Source organism: Streptomyces sp. NBC_01498 (genome assembly GCF_036327775.1).
GTDB lineage: Bacteria > Actinomycetota > Actinomycetes > Streptomycetales > Streptomycetaceae > Streptomyces.
On the sequence record NZ_CP109598.1, the window covers coordinates 3845542 to 3864727 of the forward strand.

Annotated in this window: 15 protein-coding genes, 2 tRNA genes and 1 riboswitch; of the genes, 11 read left to right on the top strand and 6 right to left on the bottom strand. The window is 72.1% G+C overall.

Annotated elements, in window-relative coordinates:
• Positions 1-56 precede the first annotated feature (56 nt).
• Entirely contained in the window at positions 57-2315 is a 2259-nt protein-coding gene (locus tag OG875_RS16420) for a DEAD/DEAH box helicase (protein ID WP_330174974.1), read from the top strand.
• A 139-nt stretch (positions 2316-2454) separates the two neighbouring features.
• A tRNA-Lys gene (locus OG875_RS16425) sits at positions 2455-2528 on the top strand.
• A gap of 156 nt (positions 2529-2684) precedes the next feature.
• On the opposite strand, the gene OG875_RS16430 is transcribed toward OG875_RS16425, so the two are convergent.
• Entirely contained in the window at positions 2685-2858 is a 174-nt protein-coding gene (locus OG875_RS16430) for a hypothetical protein (RefSeq protein WP_330174975.1), read from the bottom strand.
• A gap of 513 nt (positions 2859-3371) precedes the next feature.
• Here OG875_RS16430 and OG875_RS16435 point away from each other — a divergent pair.
• Together OG875_RS16435 and OG875_RS16440 are read left to right on the top strand one after the other, a co-directional pair.
• Positions 3372-4961 carry a hypothetical protein gene (locus OG875_RS16435; RefSeq protein WP_330174976.1) on the top strand — a complete coding sequence of 530 codons (1590 nt, stop codon included), beginning with the start codon at positions 3372-3374 and terminating at the stop codon, positions 4959-4961.
• A 548-nt stretch (positions 4962-5509) separates the two neighbouring features.
• Positions 5510-7075 carry a hypothetical protein gene (locus OG875_RS16440; RefSeq protein ID WP_330174977.1) on the top strand — a complete coding sequence of 522 codons (1566 nt, stop codon included), beginning with the start codon at positions 5510-5512 and terminating at the stop codon, positions 7073-7075.
• A gap of 400 nt (positions 7076-7475) precedes the next feature.
• Here the strand turns inward: OG875_RS16440 and OG875_RS16445 are convergent, their stop codons facing one another.
• On the bottom strand, positions 7476-8318 hold the full coding sequence (locus tag OG875_RS16445; RefSeq protein ID WP_330174978.1) for an aldo/keto reductase: 843 nt from the start codon (positions 8316-8318) through the stop codon (positions 7476-7478).
• 67 nt (positions 8319-8385) lie between these two features.
• On the opposite strand from OG875_RS16445, the gene OG875_RS16450 reads away from it, so the two are divergent.
• Positions 8386-9075, top strand: coding sequence for a DNA-binding response regulator (locus OG875_RS16450; protein WP_330174979.1), 690 nt, complete (start codon positions 8386-8388; stop codon positions 9073-9075).
• A 249-nt stretch (positions 9076-9324) separates the two neighbouring features.
• Here OG875_RS16450 and OG875_RS16455 read toward each other — a convergent pair whose 3' ends face one another.
• On the bottom strand, positions 9325-9531 hold the full coding sequence (locus OG875_RS16455) for an antitoxin (RefSeq protein ID WP_330174980.1): 207 nt from the start codon (positions 9529-9531) through the stop codon (positions 9325-9327).
• Between the two features lie 331 nt (positions 9532-9862).
• On the opposite strand from OG875_RS16455, the gene OG875_RS16460 reads away from it, so the two are divergent.
• The 6 genes from OG875_RS16460 (at position 9863) to OG875_RS16485 (ending at position 14830) form a co-directional block, all read left to right on the top strand.
• The gene (locus OG875_RS16460; RefSeq protein WP_330174981.1) at positions 9863-10075 is read left to right on the top strand and encodes a hypothetical protein; all 213 of its coding nucleotides are present in this window, start codon (positions 9863-9865) and stop codon (positions 10073-10075) included.
• Between the two features lie 49 nt (positions 10076-10124).
• Entirely contained in the window at positions 10125-10322 is a 198-nt protein-coding gene (locus tag OG875_RS16465) for a hypothetical protein (RefSeq protein WP_330174982.1), read from the top strand.
• Between the two features lie 100 nt (positions 10323-10422).
• Positions 10423-10496 (top strand) — tRNA-Met (locus OG875_RS16470).
• Positions 10497-10633: 137 nt separating this feature from the next.
• Positions 10634-11380 carry a MerR family transcriptional regulator gene (locus tag OG875_RS16475; RefSeq protein WP_330174983.1) on the top strand — a complete coding sequence of 249 codons (747 nt, stop codon included), beginning with the start codon at positions 10634-10636 and terminating at the stop codon, positions 11378-11380.
• A 765-nt stretch (positions 11381-12145) separates the two neighbouring features.
• Entirely contained in the window at positions 12146-13324 is a 1179-nt protein-coding gene (locus OG875_RS16480; protein ID WP_443079123.1) for a PP2C family protein-serine/threonine phosphatase, read from the top strand.
• 275 nt (positions 13325-13599) lie between these two features.
• Positions 13600-13754, top strand: a riboswitch (cyclic di-AMP (ydaO/yuaA leader).
• 11 nt (positions 13755-13765) lie between these two features.
• The gene (locus OG875_RS16485) at positions 13766-14830 is read left to right on the top strand and encodes a M23 family metallopeptidase (protein ID WP_443079124.1); all 1065 of its coding nucleotides are present in this window, start codon (positions 13766-13768) and stop codon (positions 14828-14830) included.
• Positions 14831-14880: 50 nt separating this feature from the next.
• Here the strand turns inward: OG875_RS16485 and OG875_RS16490 are convergent, their stop codons facing one another.
• The 3 genes from OG875_RS16490 to lhgO form a co-directional block, all read right to left on the bottom strand.
• Complete coding sequence (locus OG875_RS16490; RefSeq protein WP_330174984.1) at positions 14881-16290, bottom strand: PrsW family intramembrane metalloprotease; 1410 nt, start codon at positions 16288-16290, stop codon at positions 14881-14883.
• A gap of 179 nt (positions 16291-16469) precedes the next feature.
• The gene (trmB, locus tag OG875_RS16495) at positions 16470-17210 is read right to left on the bottom strand and encodes a tRNA (guanosine(46)-N7)-methyltransferase TrmB (RefSeq protein ID WP_330177768.1); all 741 of its coding nucleotides are present in this window, start codon (positions 17208-17210) and stop codon (positions 16470-16472) included.
• Positions 17211-17556: 346 nt separating this feature from the next.
• Complete coding sequence (gene lhgO / locus OG875_RS16500) at positions 17557-18849, bottom strand: L-2-hydroxyglutarate oxidase (RefSeq protein ID WP_443079125.1); 1293 nt, start codon at positions 18847-18849, stop codon at positions 17557-17559.
• Positions 18850-19186: the final 337 nt, after the last annotated feature.

The following is a 19186-nucleotide window of genomic DNA, read 5'->3' on the forward strand; positions in this document are numbered from 1 at the left end:
TTGCGAATCACGGAGTTTGGGCGCGTGCCGAGACTCCGGAAGGTTTCGCATTTCGCATGTCCATTTCCAGTACTGACCACACCGTCATGCCCGAGAACGACTCCGACGACTCGATCGTGAGCGTCGAGAGCATCGCGGCGGACACCGTCGGGACGACCGACACCGACGCCGACACCGCCGAGGTGGCGGAGACGGCCGGTACGGCGGAGGTTGCCGAGGCCACCGAGGCCATCAGGACCCCCGACGCTCCCGAGACCACCGGGATCACCGGGATCACCGAGACCACCGAGGCCCCTGCGGCCCCGAAGACCCCCGAGATCACCTTCGGCGACCTGGGGCTGCCCGAGGGCATCGTCCGCAAGCTCACCCAGAACGGTGTCGTCGCCCCCTTCCCGATCCAGGCCGCGACCATCCCGGACGCCCTGGCCGGCAAGGACATCCTGGGCCGCGGCCGTACCGGCTCCGGCAAGACCCTCTCCTTCGGTCTGCCGCTGCTGGCGACCCTCGCCGAGGGCCACACCGAGAAGAAGAAGCCGCGCGGCGTCATCCTGACCCCGACCCGCGAGCTGGCGATGCAGGTCGCCGACGCCCTCCAGCCGTACGGCGACGTCCTCGGCCTGAAGATGAAGGTCGTCTGCGGCGGTACGTCGATGGGCAACCAGATCTACGCCCTCGAGCGCGGTGTCGACGTCCTCGTCGCCACGCCGGGCCGGCTGCGCGACATCATCAACCGCGGCGCCTGCTCGCTGGAGAACGTCCGGATCGCGGTCCTCGACGAGGCCGACCAGATGTCCGACCTGGGCTTCCTGCCCGAGGTCACCGAACTGCTCGACCAGGTGCCGGCCGGCGGCCAGCGCATGCTCTTCTCCGCCACGATGGAGAACGAGATCAGCACCCTGGTCAAGCGCTACCTGAAGAACCCCGTGCACCACGAGGTCGACAGCGCGCAGGGCAACGTCACGACCATGAGCCACCACGTGCTCGTCGTGAAGCCCAAGGACAAGGCGCCCGTCACGGCCGCCATCGCCGCGCGCAAGGGCCGCACGATCATCTTCGTCCGTACGCAGCTGGGCGCCGACCGTATCGCCGAGCAGCTGCGCGAGTCGGGCGTGAAGGCCGACGCGCTGCACGGCGGCATGACGCAGGGCGCGCGCACCCGGACGCTGGCGGACTTCAAGGAGGGTTACGTCAACGCGCTCGTCGCGACCGACGTGGCCGCCCGCGGCATCCACGTCGACGGCATCGACCTGGTCCTGAACGTGGACCCGGCCGGTGACCACAAGGACTACCTGCACCGCTCCGGCCGTACGGCGCGGGCCGGCAAGTCCGGCGTCGTCGTCTCGCTGGCCCTGCCGCACCAGCGCCGCCAGATCTTCCGGCTGATGGAGGACGCGGGCGTGGACGCCGCGCGTCACATGGTCGCCGGGGCGGGCGCGTTCGAGCCGGAGGTCGCCGAGATCACCGGTGCCCGCTCGCTGACCGAGGTGCAGGCGGACTCCGCGAACAACTCCGCCAAGCAGGCGGAGCGCGAGGTCGCCGACCTGACGAAGGAACTGGAGCGCCTCCAGCGCCGGGCCGTCGAACTGCGCGAGGAGGCCGACCGCCTCGTCGCCCGTGCGGCGCGCGAGCGCGGGGAGGACCCGGAGGCCGCGGTGGCGGAGGTCACCGCCGAGGCCGCGGCGGCCGTCGAGGCCGCGACAGCGGCGGCGTCCGCGCCCGTACCGGCGCAGACGCAGCGCGACGACCGTGGCAACTACGCGCGCCGGGACGACCGTGGCGAGCGCAGCGGCCGTGGCGGCGCGCGGGGCTACACCCCGCGCGAGGGCAGCGGCAGCACCGGCTTCCAGCGCCGCGACGACCGTCCGGCGTCCGGCGGCTTCAACCGCGACCGCCGGGACGACCGGGGCGGTTTCCAGCGCCGGGACGACCGGCCCGCGAGCGGTGGCTTCCAGCGTCGTGACGACCGTCCGGCGTCCGGTGGTTACCAGCGCCGGGACGACCGTCCGGCCGGTGGCGGCTTCCGCCGTGACGACCGCAAGGAAGGCGGCTTCAACCGCGACCGCCGCGACGACCGCCCCGCGGGCGGCGAGCGCCGTGACGGCGCCCGTCCCTTCGAGCGCCGCGAGCACCGCCCGACCGGTGACCGCCCGTTCAACCGCGACCGCCGCGACGACCGCCCCGCGGGCGGCTTCCGCTCCGGCGGCCACGACCGCCCGTCGGGCCGCCGCGACGACCACCGCGGCGGCACGACCGGCACGAGCACGGGCTCGTTCGGCCGCCGCGACGACAAGCCGCGCTGGAAGCGCAACGGCTGACCGCCGCACCCGCTGACGGGGCCCGTACCGCGCCATCCAGGCCGCGGTACGGGCCCCGCCCGCTCCCCCACCCCCGCCCGGGGGGATACCCGATCGGCTCCCGCTCCGGGGGCGGCTATGCTCGTGGGTGACGCGTCAGGGGCCGTTAGCTCAATTGGTCAGAGCAGCAGACTTTTAATCTGTTGGTTGTGGGTTCGAGTCCCACACGGCCTACAACTCGGGCCCCGGTCAGGAAGGTTCTGACCGGGGCCCGTTGTCGTTTCAGCGCGTGACGGGGCGCCTGCCGGCCCGCTGCCGGCCCGAGCGCCGGTGAGCACGGCAGGGCCGCGCCCGGCCACCGGATGCGCTCGGTGAGCGGGGCGGTTTCGCTCAGCGGCCGACGGTGTGGGGCTTCATGGTGACGGGGTCGACGACGATGACGAACGGGTCCCCGTAACGCCGCCCCTTCTTCCGGCCGGGTCGATCCGGCGCCGGGCCCGCTTCTGCCTTCGCTTCCCGGTACCGGGCGACGACGTCCGTGTACCTCGGGTCTGTCCACTCCACCGGATCACCTCTCCTGGTTCCCCGACGACGGTACGGACGCCGGACAACGACCGTCAGCGGAAACATCAGTTCGGGCCGCTACGTACGCGTCCGCCCCACCCCCAGGCCCCGGCCCACATCGGGCCCAGTCGGCCGGGGCGCTCCACGGTGGTGTCGGAGGTGGCCGGGGGCGGAAACCGGGTCTCGGGTGGCCGTCCGGAACGTCGGCTCGTACGTACGGGGAACATCCGGCAGTTGGCGAGCGGACCCCTGGTCAACCGGGAGATGAACGTCTGGCGTATCGGGCCTGAGGGCGTCCCCGCTGGGCCCGTGGACCCTGCCCTGTGGGCCCTGACCTGTCCTTACTCTGCTCGCGCTCGGGGTGGGCGACGGTCGCGTGAGGTGGGAGAACAGGTGAAGAAGGCCCGGAGGTTCCAGTGGTGTCAGGTGCGTCCGCACGAAGGGAGACAACCGGATTCGCTCCGTCGTGACCGGTGGCGGGACCGGGGGCAGAGCGGTGCGGAGTATGCCGCGGTGTTCGGGGTCGTGGCCACGATCGTCGCCGCCATCGTCGGACTGAGTCTCCCCGACCAGGAGGCGACCGGGCTCAAGAGCGCGGTGTGCCGGGTGCTGCATCCGCTGAGCGGGGACGAGGCGTGTGCCACCGGCGACTACGCCGACGGTGACGGCGGAGGAGAAGGCGACGGCGGAGGCGGAGGTGAGGGCGGGGACCCCTTCGTACCCAACGGCGATCCGTTCGAGCCGACCAGATGTCTGCTGTCCCAGGAGCAGACCAAGACCACCGTCGTCGTCCAGATCTTCTTCATCAAGATCAGCAGCTCGGAGACGGTCAAGCTTCAGCAGTGGTCCGACGGCACCGTCACCCTGGAGCGGATCACCGAGGTCGGCGGCGGTGTCACGGCCAGCGTCTCCGCCGGGATTCGCGGTCTGGAGGACTGGGGCGGCAGCGCCAAGCTGAGCGGTACGTATCTGGCGGGCAGCGGCAGCGGCGGGCAGTGGCTCTTCTCCGGCAACAAGACCGGTGACCCGCAGAAGGACCTTGAGCTGAATCTTGAGGACGCCAAGCAGTTCACCGAATACCTGAAGGCCCAGGACGAGTGCAACTCCCGCCCCGCCGGGCCCCGTTCCTCCGAACTCGGCATGATCTGCGGCTACCACGCGAACAAGAAGAAGCCCGACCTGCCGCCGGAGAAGGCCCCGGACGTCGATGTCACCAAGACCTCCATCGAGGCGTCGGGCAACGCGAACTTCGGCGGGAAGTTCAAGAGCAACGGCAAGGGCGGCAAGGACGCGGGCAAGAGCGACGGCCCCAAGGACCTCGGGAAGATCTCCGGCGAGGTGGCCAACGGCACGATGACCGAAGACGTCGTCGTCATGCGCGCGCACACCGGACCCAATGCCGGGAAGATCACCTTCGTCTACACCTTCACCGTCAAGGGGTCGGGCGGCGCGGGCGGTGTCGTCACCGGCGAGAAGATGCAGCAGGTGGCGGTCACGTACGACGCGGCGACGTACGACCAGGAGGAGGCGGACGGCAAGGCGCACCGCCCGGAGAAGCTGGTGATCACGACCAGCGAGGAGCTCGGTGGCGGTGGCGGTATCAAGGTCGAGGGCGGTGCCAACGCCGGTCCCGTGACGATCGATGTCGGCGGCGGTGGCGGCTCCACCGAGTCGCAGATCTATACGGAGACGGCGGAACTCGTCCTCGACAACGACGCCGACAGCACGCTTGTCGAGGACTGGCTGCGCGGCAACGGCGACCAGCCGGCGAAGAACCCGCTGCCCTCCCCCACCGACGCGGCCGAGGTTCCCGGCCCCGACGCGAGCCCCCTGGAGCGGCTGCTGCACGACAAGGGCAAGCTCAGCCGGCTCGACTACCAGGCCAACACCGACTGGTGGAACGCCTCGCTCGGCATCGGCTTCGGCATCTCCGCCGGGCAGTTCACCCTCGGCTTCAAACTCTTCGGGATCGACATCACCCACGAGGAGAAGACCCAGACGATCACCGGGAACCCCACCTACGCCACCGGCCCCAAGAGCGGCGGCGCCCGCCCGTGGGTGGACTGGAAGAACTGCAGCAAGATCAAGCCCATCCCGACGTAACACCGCCGGAGCATCGCGCCTTCGGCCCGCCCCGACCGGACCGGACCCGAAACCGCCAGGAGCGCGAGCGCTCCTCCCCGTGCGCGCCTCCGGCAGGATCCCGGACGCGTGTCAGCCCCGCCCACCGAGCGCACTCGGTGGGCGGGGCCGTTTCGTCGTGTCCGGGGTCGGGTCCGCCGGGTCCGCCGGGTCCGCCGGGTCCGCCGGGTCCGTCGGGTCCGTCGAGTCGGTCAAGTCCGTCAAGTCCGCCGGGCCGTCGGGGCTTTGAGGTCCGTCCCGCGTACCCGGTCACGCTTCCCGCGGTCGGCACCGGACAAGCCGGTGCTCTGGACATGTCCGCTGGTCAACCGGCAAATGAACGTCTGCCGGGTGAGGCATGAGCGGGCCCTCCGGTAGGTCCGTGGGCCCTGCACCCGGGTCCGGGCCCGTCCTTACGCTGCTGCCGCCCCGGGCCTCGGGGACAACGGCGTGAAGCGGGGGAACAGGTGCGTGACCGGCGGCGGGACAGAGGGCAGAGCGGTGCGGAGTACGCCGCGGTGTTCGGGGTCGTGGCCACGATCGTGGCCGCCATCGTCGGGCTGAGCCTGCCGGATCAGGAGGCGACCGGGCTGAAGAGCGCGGTGTGCCGGGTGCTGCATCCGTTGAGCGGGGACGAGGCGTGTGCCACCGGCGACTACGCGGACGGCGAGGGTGGGGGAGAGGGCGGCGGTGGTGGCGAGGGCGGGGATCCCTTCGTACCGAACGGCGATCCGTTCGAGCCCGCGAGGTGTCTGCTGTCCCAGGAGCAGACCAAGGACACCGTCGTCATCCAGGTGGTCTTCGTCAAGATCAGCTCCTCGGAGACGGTCAAGCTTCAGCAGTGGTCCGACGGCACCGTCACCCTGGAGCGGGTGAACGAGACCAGCGGCGGGGTCACCGCCAGCATCTCGGCCGGCATTCCGGGCCTGAAGGACTGGGGCGGCAGCGCCAAGCTGAGCGGTACGTATCTGGCGGGCAGCGGCAGCGGCGGCCAGTGGCTCTTCTCCGGCAACAAGACCGGCGATCCGCAGAAGGACCTGGAGCTGAATCTCGCGGACGCCCAGAAGTTCGCCGCGTACCTCAGACAGAACGACGGTTGCCGCTACCAGAGCGGCTACAACCCCGGTGCCGCGATGGGAGCCTGCCAGCAGGACGCGGCCTCCAGAAAACCCGACCTCGAACCGGAGTTGGCGCCGGACGTCGACATCACCAAGACGTCCGTCGAGGCGTCGGGCAACGTCAGCTTCGGCGGGAAGTTCAAGGGCAACGGCAAGGGCGGCAAGGACGCGGGCAAGAGCGACGGCCCCAAGGACCTCGGCAAGATATCCGGTGAACTGCTCTCCGGCACGATGACCGAGGACGTCGTCGTCATGCGCGCCCACACCGGCGCGAACGCGGGGAAGATCACCTTCGTCTACACCTTCACGGTGAAGGGCACGGCCGGGGCCGGGGGCGTCGCCACCGGCGAGCGGATGCAGCAGGTCGCCGTCACGTACGACGCCGCCGCGTACGACCAGGAGGAGGCGGACGGTACGGCGCACCGCCCGGAGAAGCTGGTCGTCACCACCAGCCAGGACGCCGGGGAGGGCGGTGGCCTCAAGCTCGAAGCGGGCGCCAACGCGGGTCCCGTGACGATCGACGTCGGTGGCGGCGGCGGAAGCGTCAACTCCCGGATCCATACGGAGACGGCGGAACTCGTCCTCGACAACGACGCCGACAGCACCCTCGTCGAGGACTGGCTGCGCGGCAACGGCGACCACCCCGCGAAGAACCCGCTGCCCTCCCCGTCGGACGCGGCCGGGGTCCCGGGCCCGGACGCGAGCCCGCTGGAGCGGCTGCTGCACGACAAGGGGAAGCTCAGCCGGCTCGACTACGAGGCCAACACCGACTGGTGGAACGCCTCACTGGGCATCGGCTTCGGGGTCTCGGCCGGGCAGTTCACCCTCGGCTTCAAGCTTTTCGGGATCGAGATCACCCACGAGAGCAAGGAGCAGACGATCACCGGCGATCCGACGTACGCCACCGGGCCGACGAGCGGCGGCGCCCGGCCGTGGGTCGAGTGGAAGAACTGCACCCGGACGAAACCGATCACGTAGCTCGTCGGTCGGCTGGTTACGCAGCCGGTCGGCCGACCGCGTGATCGGTCGGGCGGCCGATGGCGGGGGCGGCCGGCCTGCCCGTCGCGTAACTGGTGGCGTACGCGGTTGCGTTGCCGGTGGCGCAACTGGTCGCGTGAGCGGTTGCGTTGACCTGTCACGTAACTGGTCCCGTGAACTGTTGCGTTGACCGGTGGCGCAACTCGTCGCGTAGCTCGTCGCGTGAACAGTCGTGTTCACCGGTCACGTAACTGGTCACGCGAGCAGTCGCGTTGACCGGTCGCAGCCGATCGCGTGACCGGTGGTCGCGGCTGACGCCGGCCCGGCCGTGCGAGGTGCCTGCGCCCGGCCGGGCCGTATCGGGGGCCGGCCCTACGCCCCGCCTCGCGGAGTGGGCCGTTCAGCCCCGCAGCGCGGCCAAGTCCTCTTCGCCGAGGGTGAGTTCGCGCGCGGCGACGTTCTCCTCCAGGTGGTCCAGCGAGCCGGTGCCCGGGATCGCGAGGATCACCGGCGACGTGGCCAGCAGCGCGGCGATCGCGGCCTGCGGCGTGGTCGCGCCGAGACGGGCCGCGAGCTTGCCGAGCCGTTCGGTGTCGAGCGGCCTGCCGCCACCGCCGAGCGGGAAGAACGGTACGTACGCGATTCCCGCCCGCTCGCACTCGGCGAGGAGCCCCATGTCGTCGGCGTACTGGTTCTGCACCGCCGTGACGGGCCCGATCGCGCGGGCCTCCGCCAGTTGCGCGGAGTCGACGTTGCTGACGCCCAAGTGCCGGATCAGCCCTTCCTGGCGGAGCCCGTCCAGCACCGCGAAGCGTTCGGCGATCGACTCCCCGCCCGGCCCGGACATGCCGCCCACCCGCAGATACACCAGGTCGAGCCGGTCCAGCCCGAGGGCGCGCAGATCCGCCTCGACCAGGCCGCGCAGCTGATCGGGGGCCGCCTGCCCGCTGGGCAGGTCGTTCGGGCCGGGCAGCGGGCCGACCTTGGTCGCGATCACCAGGCCGTCCGGGTAGGGGGAGAGCGCGGTGCGGATCAGTTCGTTGGCCCGTACGGCTCCTCGGTTGTAGAAGCCCGCCGTGTCGATGTGGTTCACACCCAGCTCGGCCACCCGCCGCAGAACGGCGACGCCGTTCTCGGGAGCCCGCGCCGGGCCGTCGAAGGTGCTCATCGCCAGGCGCATCGCTCCGAAGCCGAGCCGGTCGATGGTCAGGTTTCCGCCGAGGGAGAAGGTCGTGATCGTCATGGTGTCCATGCTGGGGGCGTGGGCGGCGACCGGCGAGTCGGTGGCAGCTTGGTGCCAGACTGGCGGAATGCGGAACGAACACGTGCTTCAGGTGCGAGGGGACGCGGACCTCGTCGCACGCGCCGGGCACCTCTTCGCGTCCGCGCGGACCGAGTTCGTCTGCGCCGCCCGCGATCTGCGGACCTGGTCACGGCCGGAGGCCAGGGCGGCGGCCGGGGGCCGGATACGCGCGGTGGGCTCGCCGGGCTTCACCGTACGCAAGCTGCTCAGCCCGGTCGCGCTCGCCGACGAGGAGGCCCGCGCCCATCTGCGGCGCGTACGGGGCGAAGGCGCCCTCGTCCGGATCAGCGCGTCCGGGCTGCCGCACGAGACGATCCTCATCGACCGGCGGGTGATGATCGTCGCCGGGCGGGAGGCGCCGGGCGGCCGGGAGTACACGGTGACGACGTCGGAGACCCTGGTCGCGGGGGTCGACTCGCTGTTCCGGGCGATCTGGGACGCGGCCGTGGAGCTCGACACCTATCTGCGCGGCGACGTCCCCCACCTCGGCCCGGAGGCCCGGGAGATCCTCGCGGCGCTGGCCTCGGGGCGTACGGACGAGTCGGCGGCCCGACGGCTCGGGATCTCCCTGCGTACGTACCGGCGACGGGTGGCGGACCTGATGAGGGCGCTGGAGGCGGACTCCCGCTTCCAGGCGGGGCTGCGCGCGGGCGAACTGGGGCTGGGGGCCGTCGCGCCGGCGGAGCGCCACGACTGACGCGCCGGTGGAGCGCCACGGCTGACGCGGGACCGGCGGTACCGGCGAGGGCGCGGGGACCGGCGGGACGTACGGGACTACAGCCCGGGCGGTCGGCCCGGGGCGTCGCCGGGGGTTCGGCGGTGGCTGTGGGGTGGTCGCGGTGCGGGGGCATTGCGGTGGCGGGCCCGTACGCGCGAAGGCCCCGGCCGGATCAGCGGGATCGGTCCGGGGTCCTCGTCGGCGTGGTCGCGTGGGGCGGTGCCCGGGTCAGCTCTGCGGCGGGCGGTTGTCGCCCGGCGTCGGCCGCTCCCGCGAACCCAGCTGCTCGTTGAGCTTCTCCTGGGCCGTGTCGACCTGGCCCTGGTACTTTCCGCCGGTCTTCTTGTCGACGGCGTCACCGGCCTTGTCGACGCCTTTGCGGACGGTGTCCTCGCGGCCCTTCACCAGGCCCTTGAGTTTGTCGAGCATCGACATGGGTCGTCCTCCCTCATGGGTTGCTCCTCCCAGCATCGGGGCGCCCGCCGTATCCCGCATCCGGGCGGCGGCGGGGGCGGCGGCACGGCGCGACAGGACTTCGGCAGGACCCGTCAGGACACCCGTCAGGACATCGACAGGACATCGACAGGACATCGACAGGACATCGACAGGGTGGGGACAGGGCATCGACGCGGCGACCACGGGGCGGATCCTGGTCGGCGACAAAGCGTACGGAAGGGCTGCCAGCCCCCCTAATTCGAACTGATGAACGAGCAGAAATCCGCCCCCGATGCTGCACACCGGCGCCGGTGGTCGCACTCTTGACCGTATGAGTGACATACCGATCGTCGTACACCGGCCGTCCGGGACGGGCGGCCGGCGCGTCACCGTCCGCGGCCGGATCATGGGACTCGCGCACAACGACGACCATCTGATCGAATTCCTGCGCCGCGCCGGACTGCCCGACGCGTGGGAACTGCTGGACGACACCGCCTGGGTGGAGTGGCAGGGCGGACATCCGCACGAGTACGGCGGCGAGTGACCGGGGACACGCTCTGCCGATTGTCAGTGGCGGGCCGTAGCCTTACGGCATGTCAGTTTCACCGGACACCTCGGATATCTCGGATGCCCGTGCCTCCGTCCGTCCCGCCGGCGTCGTCAACGCGGAGATCCGCGCCCTGTGGGCGCGTGCGGGCCGGGCGCTGTCGCCGGTCGAGCAGGAGACGTATCAACGGTTGCTGGTCGAGTGGGCCGCGGCGGTCCGGGCCGATGTGGTGGAGGCGGCCTAGGTCTGCCCGGCGGATCTTCGCGCATCGGCCCGTGTTCGCCGGGCCCTCCCGGCAAATGGAAATGATCTTGGTCGGAATGGCGTAGTGTTGCGCTCAACGGCGCGGGGTGGAGCAGCTCGGTAGCTCGCTGGGCTCATAACCCAGAGGTCGCAGGTTCAAATCCTGTCCCCGCTACTCGCAGAGAACGAAGGCCCGGATCCACACAGGATCCGGGCCTTCGTCGTGCCCGATCGATCCCCCCACTCATCTCGTCGTCGCCCCGGCCGGTCGTGCTTGACCTTTACGCAACGTCAAGATTTAGCGTTCCGGTCATGGAGTGGTCGATCCAGGACATCGCGAAGAAGGCCGGTACGACGAGCCGCACGCTCAGGCACTACGGCGAGCTGGGGCTGCTGTCCCCGAGCCGGGTCGGCGCCAACGGCTACCGCTACTACGACCAGGACGCCCTCGTCCGCTTGCAGCGGATCCTGCTGCTGCGGGAGCTCGGGCTCGGCCTGCCCGCGATCGCCGGGATCCTCGACGGCCAACAGGACACGGCCGCCGCCCTGCGTACCCATCTCACTCTGCTCGAACAGGAGCGCGAGCGGGTGGGACGGCTGATCACATCGGTGCGGACCACTCTCCACAAGACCGAGAGAGGAGAACAGCTCATGGCCGAGGAGATTCTCGACGGCTTCGATCACACGGTGTACGAGCAGGAGGTGACCGAGCGCTGGGGCCGGGACGCGTACGACAAGGGAGACCGCTGGTGGCGGGCGCTCAGCGAGAGTGAGCGCCGGGAGTTCATGGGCCGGCACGAGGCCATCGCCCGCGACTGGGGGCGGGCCAAGGAAGCCGGTCTCGCCCCAGACAGCGAGGAGGCTCAGGCCCTCGCGCGCCGGCACTGCGACTGGCTGGCGAGCAGCACGCCTGTCTCGAAGTCGTACGTCGTCGGTGTCGGCGCGATGTACGTGGACGACCCGCGTTTCGGCCGCAATTACGACACGCACGCGGAGGGCGCCGCCGTCCTCGTACGGGACGCGCTGACGGTGTACGCCGAGCGCCATCTGACCGACTGACGGGCGGTACCGGGCCTCGCGGGACGGTACGGGGCGCCGTACGGGGCCGTGCCGGGCTCCGTACGCGTCCGAGCGGGTCCGGGCCTGTCGATAGCCCGGTCGGTCGACGCGGCTGGCTTCCTGGCGCGTAAAGAGCCAGCCTGGGAGGAGCGCGGTACCGTCCGCAGCCGTCGGCGGACCGGGCAGGAGGCCACTGTGGGGCACCCGCGAGACAGTGGGGACGACGAGACGTCGGCCGAGAGCGGGCAGCGGGCCCGTTCCGCCGGGGGGAACGTCCGCCGTTCCGGGCTGTCGGCCAGGGTCCGGGGGCTGGGCGACAGAGCCCGGCGCGGATTCCGGCGCGCGGGCCCCGGTTCCGACCCGGGTCCTGAACCAGGTCCCGAACCGGGCTCCGGTCTCGCGGGCCGCGGCTCCGGTGCGGACCCGGGCCCCGGTCCCACTCCCGGCCCCGGTCCCGGCCCCGGCCCCGGTCCCGCCGGCACCGACCCCGACCCCGGCCGGGACCCGGGTCCCGCCCTCACCCCCGCCCCCACTCCGGGTCCCGCCCCCGCTCCCGCCCGCCGCACCCGCCTCCCCGGCGGCTCCTCGGAGCCCCGGCACGCGGGCCCCCGTTCCCCCGGCCCCCCTCCCTCCGGCGTCCGCGCGCCCGCCGCCACGCCCGCCGTCCGCCCCGTCGGATACCGTCCGTCGGGTTCCCGCCCGGCGAACCCCGTCCGGCCCGGTTTCGACCCGGAGGAGTTCCTCGGGGACAGCTCGCCCGCCGCCGTGAAGCACCCCCCGGGCTTCGGCCCAGACGACGCCCGCCCGCCCAGCCGGCGGCACGGCCGGCACGCCGCCCGGCGGGCGCATCCCGTCGTGGCGGTCCTGCCGTTCATGATCATCGCGTTCGGAGTCGTCCTCGACCAGGCGACCCCCGCCGCCTTCACCGCCGCCCCGTTCTTCGCCGCGGCCTCCCTGGTCGCCGCCCCGTTCTTCTCGTTCGCGCGCACCCTCGTCGTCGGCATCGTCTCGGTCGCCATCGTCCTCGGGCTGCACGTCTACAACGGCACGGCCGGCGGCCTGGAGACGATCACCGAATCGCTGACCGTCTTCACGGTCTCCGTCCTCGCGCTGGCCATCAACGGTGTCGTACGCCGCAGCGGCGAACGCCTGGCCTCGGCGCGGGTCATCGCGGAGGCGGCCCAGCGCGCCGTCCTGCCCACACCCGCGCCCAGAATCGGCGGGCTGCACGTCGCCGCGCGCTACGAGGCCGCCGAGGAGGGCGCCTTCATCGGAGGTGACCTGTTCGCCGTCCAGGACACGGAGTACGGGGTGCGGCTGGTGGTCGGTGACGTACGCGGCAAAGGCATGGGCGCCGTCGAGACCGTGGCCGTCGTCATCGGCGCGTTCCGCGAGGCCGCCGAGCAGGAGCCGACGCTCGAAGGGGTCGCGCGGCGGCTGGAGCGGGCGCTCGCGCGGGAGGGCACGCGGCGCGACGGCATCGACCTGTTCGAGGGGTTCACCACCGCCGTACTGGCCGAGATCCCGCACACCGACGGCATGGTCCGCGTGGTCAACCGCGGCCATCCGGAGCCGCTGCTGCTCGCCCCCGACGGGGTGCTGACTGTGCTGGACCCGACCGAACCGGCGCTGCCGCTCGGAATGGGCGAGCTGGGCACCTGGCCGGACCTCGCGGAGGAGGTCCCGTACCGGTCGGGGACGACGCTGCTCCTCTACACCGACGGGCTCACCGAGGCCCGTAACGCCGCGGGGGTCTTCTACGACCCGCGCCAGCGGCTCGCCGGGCGGGTCTTCCCCGGTCCGGACGAACTGCTGGAGGTGATCGTCGGGGACGTACGGGCGCACACCGGAGGCGGCCGTACGGACGACATGGCGCTGCTGGCGGTCTGCCGGCCCGTCGATCTGCTGCCGGAACGGAGCCCCGTGGAGCCCGTGGCGACCTGACATCGCCGCCTCGCCGGACGCGGCCGTCCCGCGCCCGGCACGCTCCGTAGTCGATATGCGCCGCTCCGCATAACATTTGACGCACCGTCAGTTCGAGTGGGCGATCGCACATTGCCCGAAGGACGATCAACTCGCCCGATTCCGCCTGCTTGTGTCCCGGTTGGTCCAGGCCGCAGCTGTGAACGATCACCTGGAACAGCTTGGAATAGGCCCCCGTCGTCTATTAACGTTCGATAACGCAGCGCGGTTGTCCCAGCCGTCGAAAGAGTCGGCGCCGTGCGCATGTGCCGAATTCCGTAAGGAAACCGGGGAACCACCAATTGGGGTGAATCGGGCGCCTCTTGCTGCCTTGTGCGGTGAAGAACGCCCGTAGGAGACCTTCCTGCTCCGAACCCGTCAGCTAACCCGGTAGGCGAGAAGGAAGGAAAGGAGAGCGCCCCCGTGGCGTCAAACAGCCCTGTCTCCGAGACCTCGGCCCGGCTCCACTTCGGCCCCGGAAGCCGGTTCGCCGGTACCGGTCCCGCCGACGGCGAGGTGAACGGAGAGCGGGAGGAATGGAATCCCACCGCGGAGACCGTCCGTCCCGTACGCGGCAAGCACCGTGTCGCCAAGCAGCGCAACGCTCTCGCCCGTAGCTCCACCGTCCTCGGCGTCGGTGTCATCGCCGCGGTCGGCGCCGGAGGCATCGCCTCCGCGCAGGACAAGCCTCCGGTCTCGATATCCCTGCCCGACGCCATCTCGGACAGCCTCCCCGACGCCAAGTCCCTTCCCGGTGTCGGGTCTTTCATGTCCGACGGCGACAGCGCCGCCGACGAGACCCCCTCCCCGCTCACCACCGCCGGGCTCACCGCCGCGGACGCCCAGCAGGGCGCCACGGACTCCGGCGAGGCGCTGCGCGCCCGCATCCTCCAGCAGGCCGAGCAGCAGCAGGCCGGTGCCGACGCCGCCCAGAAGGCGAGCGTGGAGGCCGCCGCCGCCGCCGAGGCGGCGGCGAAGGCCGAGCAGCAGCAGACCGACGCGGAGAAGGAAGCCGCCGAGAAGGCGCGCGAGGCGAAGGAGGCCGCCGAGCGCAAGGCCGAAGAGAAGCGCCTGGAGAAGCTGGCCGCCAGCTTCTCGCTCCCCACCTCCTCCTACACGCTGACCTCCACCTACGGCCAGACCGGCTCCATGTGGTCCTCCGGCCAGCACACGGGCCTGGACTTCGCGGCCCCCACGGGCACGCCCGCCAAGGCCGTCCACGGCGGCACCGTCCAGTCGGCCGGCTGGTCGGGGTCGTACGGCTACCGCGTGGTGCTGGAACTCGACGACGGTACGGAGATCTGGTACGCCCACCTGTCCTCGATGACCGTCGCCGCCGGGCAGAAGGTCACCACCGGCGAGACCATCGGCCGCGTGGGAGCCACCGGCAACGTCACGGGCCCGCACCTGCACCTGGAGGTCCACACCCCGGGCGGCAGCGGGATCGACCCGCTGAGCTGGCTGCGCAGCAAGGGCCTCAACCCCTGACGCGCACCTGACCGGCCGGGTGTCCGCCCGGACACCCGCCGGACAGTGCTCTAGCTCCGATACGGGTTGTAGCCGCCGTAGTCGATGTACGGCGGCGGTGACCACACCCGCCCCGTCGCCCGCGCCGCGTAAGCCAGCGCGGGCGACGCCGTTTCCCGGCGCTGCCACAGGTGGTGCAGCAACTCCCTCTCGCGCTCGGCGAAGTCCGCGCCCATCGTGCCCCGTCCCGCCCGGTGGCGCAGGAACGCCAGGGCCGTCGCGAACGACTGGTACTCGGCGACCGTACGTGCCGCCGAGGGGCCGTGGAGCCGTCCCGCCGCCTTGCGCGCCGTCGAGCGCGCCCGCATCGAGGACAGCGCGAGCGGTTCGGTCTCGCCGAGCCAGCCGGCCGCCGCGTAGGCGGGCAACTCGGCGGAGACCGTACGCAGTTCGCGCTGCCTGCTCCATATCGCCAGCCAGGTCAGCAGGGCGAACGCGGGCAGCATGAAGGCCCCGTACACCGCGAAGAACCCGTACGGGCCGAACAGCGTCGCGGAGGCGTTCCACAGCGCGTGTGTGCCCATGGCGAGCAGCAGGCCGACCGCCGGTGCCAGCCACCGGCGCACGGCCTGCCGGCGGGTGGCGAGCGCGGCGATGCCGAAGCCGATGCCGGTCAGGACCGTGAAGAGCGGATGCGCGAAGGGGGACATCAGGACACGTATGAAGAAGGTCGCGGCGGTCACGGCCCCGAGGCCGGGGCCGCCGGTCTGCTGGTCCTCGCCGAAGGCCTTGCCGAGGTAGAGGATGTTCTCGGTGAAGGCGAAGCCGGTCGCGGTGAAGCCCGCGACGACGACGCCGTCCACCAGACCGGTGAAGGACCGCCGCCGGAAGAGGAAGATCAGCAGGATCGCGGCGGCCTTCGCGCTCTCCTCCACGATCGGCGCGACCACCGTGGCGCCCAGGGACTCCGCGCCCGTGGGATCCGCCGTCGCGGTGGCTATCCACTGGGTCGCGAAGGAGTTCGCCGTGATCGCCACGAGGGCGGCGGCGCAGGCGCCCCAGGCGAAGGCGAACAGCAGATTCCGCCAGGGCCCCGGTTCCACCCGGTCCAGCCAGCGGAAGGCCGCCATCAGCAACGGCACGGGCAGGAGCGCCAGACCGAGGCCGACGAGGAAGCCGCGGGTGCCGGTCTGCTCCCGGACGAGGGAGAGGATCAGCAGGCCGCAGAGCGCGAGGACGATGACCACCGCGCCCGCGCGCACGAGCGGATGCCGCCAGAGGGCCCGGTGCGGCCGGTAGCGCCACCGGGAACGGTCCGGCACGGCGGCCCACAGGTCCCCGGGCTCCTGCCGCTCGAACCGCTCGAACTCCGGGACCGCGGGGTGCCCGTACCCGTACCCGGGCGCGGGCGTGTACGCGGCCGACTGCGCGGCGGCGGGCTCGTGCGGGGCCCAGGGGGCCGGTCGGGACGGTTCGGACATCTCATGACCATAACGAGCACCACTGACAACGCGCGACGGCGCCCGCCCCGGCCGGTGCCCGGCACGGACGTCGCGTGCTCCGGGCCCGGTTCCGGCCCTTCGTGCGCCAGGGGCCCGGCCCGGTCCGCCCACGGCTCGGCCTGCCCAAGATCCGGACTGCCCACGGCCCGGCCGGTCCGCTACCGCGCCGGTGGCGTGTCCGCGACGCGGCGGAAGAGCAGGTCCCGTACGCGATGCCCCTTGTCCAGGCCCTGGCCCTCGAAGCGTGTACGCGGCCGGGAGCCGGGGCGTGGCGCGTAGCCGCCGTCCGGCGCGGTGTTCTCGAACGCCGGGTGCGCGGTCAGCACGTCGAGCATCTGCTCGGCGTACGGCTCCCAGTCCGTCGCGCAGTGCAGTACGGCGCCGGGCTTCAGCCGGGGCGCGGCCAGCGTGAGGAACTCGGGCTGGATCAGCCGCCGTTTGTGGTGGCGGGTCTTGGGCCACGGGTCGGGGAAGTAGACGCGCATCCCGTCCAGCGAGGCGGGCGGCAGCATCGCCCGGAGCAGGATGATCGCGTCGCCGTTGGCCACCCGGATGTTGGACAGACCGTTCCGCTCGGCGAGACGCAGCAGATTGCCCTGGCCCGGGGTGTGGACGTCGGCGGCGAGAATCCCGGTGGCCGGGTCGTCGGCGGCCATCCGCGCGGTCGCCTCGCCCATTCCGAAGCCGATCTCCAGGACGACCGGCAGCCCGCCGAACATCGTGTCGAGGTCGATGACCCGCTGCCCGTCGATGTCCAGGCCCCAGGCGGGCCACAGCCGCCGCAGGACATCGGCCTGGCCGGTGGTCACCCGGCTGCGGCGCGGCTGGAAGCTGCGGATACGGCGCTCGAAGTGCGATCCGGCGGGGTCGGCGGCCGGCCCCGTGCCCCCGGGGAACATCCGGGACCGGACGGGGCCGCCGGCGCGTACGCCGTCACCCGCGTCCACATTCGCGTCCACATTCGCGTCCACATTCGCGTCCACGTCCGCGTTCTCGTTCCCGGGGTGGTCGTGGTCGCCGGTCGCGCTCGCGGGCACGAGGCTCTCCCGCGTCACGTCCCCCTGCGCCGGGATCTCCTGCGCCGGGGTCTCCGGGGTCACGTTCTTCTGCGTCACGGTCTTCTCGCTCTGGGACGTCCGGGTCGCCGAGGCGTCGCCCCGGGCTCGGGCCGCGTCCCGGCAGGTCGCCCGGTCTCGTTTCCCGGTCTCGCCGGCGGGCCGCCGACTCGGACAGGAGCCTTCGATACTACGGACCCGCCGGGCGCCGGACCGCGTCGGTGTCCCTGAGCATCACCAGCGCCCGTCTCGCGACCTCACGGCCGATCGGGAGCGCGGCCGTCGCCGCCGGGGACGGCGCGTTGAGCACATGCACCGTGCGCGGTGCCTGCCGGATCAGGAAGTCGTCGGCGGGTGTGCCGTCCCGCAGCACCGCCTGCGCGCGCACCCCCGCCGTCGCGGGGCGCAGATCCGCCTCCGTCACGGCGGGCAGCAATCTTCGTACGGCGGTGGCGAAGGCCCGCCGGGACAGCGAGCGGCGCAGCTCGCCCGCGCCGTAACGCCAGTGGCGCCGCGCCATCCGCCAGGTGCCGGGCCAGCCGAGCGTGCCCGCCAGCTCGCGGGGGCGCACGGCGGCCCAGGAGTAGCCCTCGCGGGCCAGCGCGGGCACCGCGTTGGGCCCGACGTGGACGGTGCCGTCGACGCCGCGCGTCAGATGCACCCCCAGGAACGGGAACGCCGGGTCGGGCACCGGATAGACCAGCCCGCGCACCAGCTCCGGCCGGGCCAGTTCGAAGTACTCGCCTCGGAAGGGGACGATCCGCATTCCCGGGTCGTCGCCCGCCAGCCGTGCCACCCGGTCGCACTGGAGCCCGGCGCAGTTGACGAGGGCGCGGGCGCGGACCACCTCCCCGGAGGACGTACGCACCGCGACGCCCCACGCCCGCCGGTCGACGGCGGTGACCTCCGCGCCGTACCGCACGGTCGTGCCCGACGCCGCCGCCGAGTCGGCGAGCCGGGCCGCGACGGCGGCGAAGTCGCACACGCCGGTCGTGCCGACGTGGATCGCCGCGAGGCCGCGCACCTCTGGCTCGTACTCCATGATCTGCGCCGGGCCGAGCTCGCGGACCGGGATGCCGTTCTCCCGGCCGCGCTGGACCAGGGCGTGCAGCCGGGGCAGTTCGTCCCGGCCGGTGGCGACGATCAGCTTGCCGGTGACCTTGTGCGGGATGCCGTGCTCCGCGCAGAACGCGACCGTCTCGGCGGCGCCCTTGACCGCGAACCGTGCCTTGAGCGAGCCGGGGCGGTAATACACCCCGCTGTGGATGACCCCGCTGTTGTGCCCCGTCTGGTGGCGCGCCGGGCCGGGCTCCTTCTCCAGGACCGTGACGCGGGTGCCGGGGGCGGCGCGGGTGAGGGCGTAGGCCGTCGAGAGACCGACGATGCCGCCGCCGATCACCAGCACGTCGCAGTCGTGTCCGTGGCGACGACCGCGGTCGTCACCGCGGCCGTGACCTTCGACCTGACCCGAGCCGTCTCTCATCACGCGTGCGACCTCCCACCCCGATAGTGCACTGGCCCACTGACAATGCCCTTAAACCACCGGGGTGGCACGCGTGTCCCGCATGATCGTCCGAACGTCGCGATCCGGGGTGGTCCGAAGTGATCAGTGGAGATCCGTGGAGATCCGCCGCGACCGGTCATGGCGTTCCGAGTGTTCCGTGCGTCCGTGCGTTTCGCGCATTGCGGGTGGTCCGCAGCGAAGTGCGGTGTTGAGTCATATGCTTCGCGTTCCGTCAACTTCTAGCGCGTTCCGACCAATTCCGTGCGATCCCGGCCGGCTGCGAACGCGCCCGCGTGCCCCCCGTGCCCCCCGTGCC

Excerpts from the sequence above, each read along its gene's own strand:
- OG875_RS16460 (WP_330174981.1), top strand. The coding sequence starts at position 9,863 with ATGAGTGACATACCGATCGTCGTACACCGGCCGTCCGGGACGGGCGGC.
- lhgO (WP_443079125.1), bottom strand. The coding sequence starts at position 18,849 with ATGAGAGACGGCTCGGGTCAGGTCGAAGGTCACGGCCGCGGTGACGAC.
- OG875_RS16420 (WP_330174974.1), top strand. The coding sequence starts at position 57 with ATGTCCATTTCCAGTACTGACCACACCGTCATGCCCGAGAACGACTCC.
- OG875_RS16445 (WP_330174978.1), bottom strand. The coding sequence starts at position 8,318 with ATGACGATCACGACCTTCTCCCTCGGCGGAAACCTGACCATCGACCGG.
- OG875_RS16450 (WP_330174979.1), top strand. The coding sequence starts at position 8,386 with ATGCGGAACGAACACGTGCTTCAGGTGCGAGGGGACGCGGACCTCGTC.
- OG875_RS16475 (WP_330174983.1), top strand. The coding sequence starts at position 10,634 with ATGGAGTGGTCGATCCAGGACATCGCGAAGAAGGCCGGTACGACGAGC.
- trmB (WP_330177768.1), bottom strand. The coding sequence starts at position 17,210 with ATGTTCCCCGGGGGCACGGGGCCGGCCGCCGACCCCGCCGGATCGCAC.
- OG875_RS16465 (WP_330174982.1), top strand. The coding sequence starts at position 10,125 with ATGTCAGTTTCACCGGACACCTCGGATATCTCGGATGCCCGTGCCTCC.
- OG875_RS16455 (WP_330174980.1), bottom strand. The coding sequence starts at position 9,531 with ATGTCGATGCTCGACAAACTCAAGGGCCTGGTGAAGGGCCGCGAGGAC.
- OG875_RS16490 (WP_330174984.1), bottom strand. The coding sequence starts at position 16,290 with ATGTCCGAACCGTCCCGACCGGCCCCCTGGGCCCCGCACGAGCCCGCC.